Origin of the sequence: Lamprocystis purpurea DSM 4197 (assembly GCF_000379525.1) — a bacterium.
GTDB classification, from domain to species: Bacteria; Pseudomonadota; Gammaproteobacteria; order Chromatiales; family Chromatiaceae; genus Thiodictyon; species Thiodictyon purpureum.
In genome coordinates this window covers 1-3,527 of the sequence record NZ_KB902417.1, presented here as the reverse complement: position 1 = coordinate 3,527, position 3,527 = coordinate 1, and the positions used below count along the sequence as shown (strand labels likewise).

At 63.3% G+C, this 3,527-nt stretch carries 1 protein-coding gene and 2 pseudogenes; 1 reads left to right on the top strand and 2 read right to left on the bottom strand.

The window, feature by feature from the left end:
• Both A39O_RS0106655 and A39O_RS0106650 read right to left on the bottom strand, forming a co-directional pair.
• Positions 1-850, bottom strand: an 850-nt coding sequence (locus tag A39O_RS0106655) for a hypothetical protein (RefSeq protein WP_026199213.1), incomplete at its 3' end; no start/stop codon positions are given.
• A gap of 797 nt (positions 851-1,647) precedes the next feature.
• A pseudogene (locus A39O_RS0106650) lies at positions 1,648-1,866 on the bottom strand (transposase); the annotation flags it as partial.
• 1,202 nt (positions 1,867-3,068) lie between these two features.
• Here A39O_RS0106650 and A39O_RS42110 point away from each other — a divergent pair.
• Positions 3,069-3,527, top strand: a pseudogene (locus A39O_RS42110) (hypothetical protein); the annotation flags it as partial.

Sequence of the window (3,527 nt, the reverse complement as noted above, 5' to 3'; positions counted from 1 at the left end):
CGGCGATCTGACCCCGCGTCACGGCCGCCGAGCGCACGTCGCCCAGGCGCTCGAAGACCGGGAGTTGCTCCTCGGTGCGGATGCGCAGGGCCTCGACGAGCTGGCCGCGTTGATAGAGGCGGCTGGCGTACTCATCGAGCAATGCCAAGGCGTCCGGGGTCGCCGCGCCCGGTGCGGCCGACAGCGCCGCGCCCCCCTTTGCCAGCAGCGCGTCGGCGGTGTCGCCGTCCCCGGCGGCACCGCTCACTCGGACAGCAGCAGCGACCAGTGGCGAGGGGGCGGGGTGGCCGGCACTCTCGAGGAGTTGCACGACGTCCCGGCCGAGTTGCGCGGCGGCCGGATAGCTGTCGGCTTCCAGCGCGCGGATGGCGCTGGCGCCGCAGGTCGCGGCGACCGCGGCATCCCCGGCGGCGAGGGCCAGCCGGGCGAGTTGCAGGTCCGCCCCCGCGGGGCGGGCGCCGGCCGCGCCGCCCCAAGCAGTGAACAGGGGCGCCACCAGGATGGCCGCGAGCGGTGCCCACTGCGCGGCGTTCAGGGGTACCAGACGACCCGCGGCCAGGGGGCTGATCCGCAGGGCGTCCGGCGCCCGGCTCAGGGGGTCCTCGCCGGGCTCGATCAGAGCCAGGTCGATCAGGCGCTGCACGTCGCCGCCGATCGCCGCGGCCAAGGCGGCCACGACCGCGGGGGGGACCGGCAGGTCAACGCAGGCCAGGGCCTGGAGCAGATCCCGACCGGCGCTGCCGGCGAGCCCCAGCAGGGTGTCGACGGCGATCTGCTCCAGCAGCGCGCGCACTGACTCGGTGGCGGGCAGCGCGCCGCCCGCCAGGTAGGTGTAGCGGCCTGCAAACATCCGCGGTCCGACCTGCAAACATCGCGATTTTCGACCCGGATTAGCTGCAAATAACGGGGGTCTCGGACCCGGATTATTTGCAAATGAGCCGACATTAACTGCAAACAGCCTGCAAACATCCGCGTCGGCCCAGATTATCTGCAAATGGCGCGGGTGCCTTCTTGACCAAAGGGTTAGTGCTGAGCAGTCCCCGCTGCTGGGGGATCAGAGTCCGCCGCGCGGTCATCCAGGACCCAGGCAAGGCGGCTTCGCCGCGGTCCTGCGGCTATCCCTGGGCCTGGCCGCGACCCCCAGCGCAGCACCGACCGACCACCGTCGGTTCGGCGAAACGACCGTTTTTCCGGACCATCCGCGCCACCCGCCCGCACCGCCTTGAACCGCGGTTTTCGGGTCCGGATAACTGGTTGCGGAAATCAGTGTTCGAGTTTCCAACGCTCTGATGGGTCTGTCGAACTGCGCGACCTGAAGGGCCTTTGGGCCGTCGCTTGCCAGGGTTGCATCACCTGGTTCCTCGTCCTGGTGATGCGGTGCCGACGCCCAGGGAGCGCCCGCCGGCCGCAACCCTGGTTCACCGCTGCGCCGGCCCGCCCTCGATCTCCCGCCCCCAATCCTGGCTCCTCGTCGCCGTTTGCAGATAATTCGGGTCGGCGCCGATGTTTGCAGGCTGTTTGCAGTTAATGTCGGCTCATTTGCAAATAATCCGGGTCCGAGACCCCCGTTATTTGCAACTAATCCGGGCCGAAAATCGCGATGTTTGCAGGTCGGTCCCCGGATGTTTGCAGGTCGCTACACCTATTGGCCAGGTTAGCATCCGGAGTCTCGATCAGCAGGTGGTAGTGATTGGTCATCAGGCAGTAGGCGTGTACCTGCCAGTTCCAGCGCTCCCACACGGCGCCCAGGATGGCGAGGAACAGTTGCCGATCGCCGTCGGAAAGATAGATGTCCTCGCGGCCGTCACCCCGTGCTGTTACGTGGTAAAGCGCGCCCGCGAATTCCAGACGAAGGGGTCTTGCCATGCCTTGAGTCTAACATCCTGCGGGAAAAAGGAAAGACCTGACCCCGGACTCTTCGACCCCGGCTGCGCCGCCCCACGGCCGATCGTCACCTGCCACCCCACCGCCGGTCGCGCGGGGCGTCCCATCCCACCCAAAGACCGCCCGGCCCAGCCGCAAACCCGCTTGCCCGGTATCCTGAGCGCGGCTAGGATGGAGGCCATATCGGGTCTCGGGTGATTGAATTTCCTATCCGTAGGTCGCCGCCAGACTAAACTATTCTTAACGTCCCCATCTCTCCCTAGTAACCCTATAGAAAAGGGTATATATACCGCCGGGATCGCTGTCTTGAAACTCCTCAACTACCCAAGAATCGTCACGATCTTCTTCTGAGTCGCTTTGGAGCACTCGTGTACGAAAAACAGTCTCCCTCGGTTGTCCGAAGTACCACTGGTCAATCGTTACATTAGCTCCGATACCTCCAGGAATATAACGCCGACGATCCGGGAGCATGATGCTTCCATTCGTATTCATCACACCCGACCAAACAGGCGATCCATTGTAGAGTATCTCGACCATGTCCCCAAAGATGGCCTCGGCTCTCTGGCATGTGATGCGTAAGAAGCGGATTGTGTTGACTGCCATCGTCTTCTCCTGCTAGTTTCATGATTATTTTAGGCGAGATTATACCATCAAAGAGCACCGGGGGTCAAGCAGGTCAAGCACCGGGCAGCAGTTCCAAATTTGGGCACTAATATACAAGATAAAACAGAATGTTAGGGCTCTTGCGATGATTCAGGCTAGACACTCATCTCATTGTTTCGTAAGGCTTATATTCTCAAATTTGGAATTGCTGAGCACCGGGGCACGGCAGATCCGTTCTAGCCCGCTGGCGCTGGGAGCGACCGCGGGCAGCGGCGGGAGTTCTCGGTCATACGCAGGTAGTCAAACACCAGGCGCACGTTGCGCGCCAGGCGTTGGATGGTGGCGGCGATGGTGTCGCGGGATTTCGCCTTGATGGCGCCGATCGCGAAGCGGCGCAGCGCGGTGATGTTCGCCGGACCATGTCCGGTGCGGATGGTGCAGAAGAGTAAAAGGGGCCAGGCTCGAATGGCACTGACTTAAGCCCAACCAACTGAGAAAAAAGAACATGTTTTTTGTCGATAGCTGCAAGTGGTAGGCTGGAGGTTGCGATAGAGCAACACCTCACCCGAGGGACCAGCAAGATGCATCGCGGATCACAGACCAGGGCCGTTCAACACCGCGTGCAGACCTGCATCGCACAGCCCGCGACCGACGCCTTTTTCGACCTGCTGACCGGACCGCGGTTGCTGGAGGGCGGTGACGCACCTGCGCCACAAAGTCGCAACCGATTGTTCCCGCAGAGGAAGGTGTTGTCGATGTTTTGCACTCAGGTGCTGTCGGCAGACCGCTCCTGCCAACGCGCCGTCGATGGCGAGGCGGTGCGGCGCTTGGCGCTGGACCTGCCGCCCTGCAGCAGCAATACCGGGGGCTATTGCAAAGCGCGACAGCGGCTGCCGACGGACATCCCCATGACACTGGCCCGTGAAACTGGGGTCCTGGTGTCGGTGTCATTTTCAGAAGTCGTCTGCACCAGTTTGCTGGGCTCGACGGGCCTTGTGCAGGGGACTTCTGACACGCGTTGCTCAGAAGTCGCCTGCACG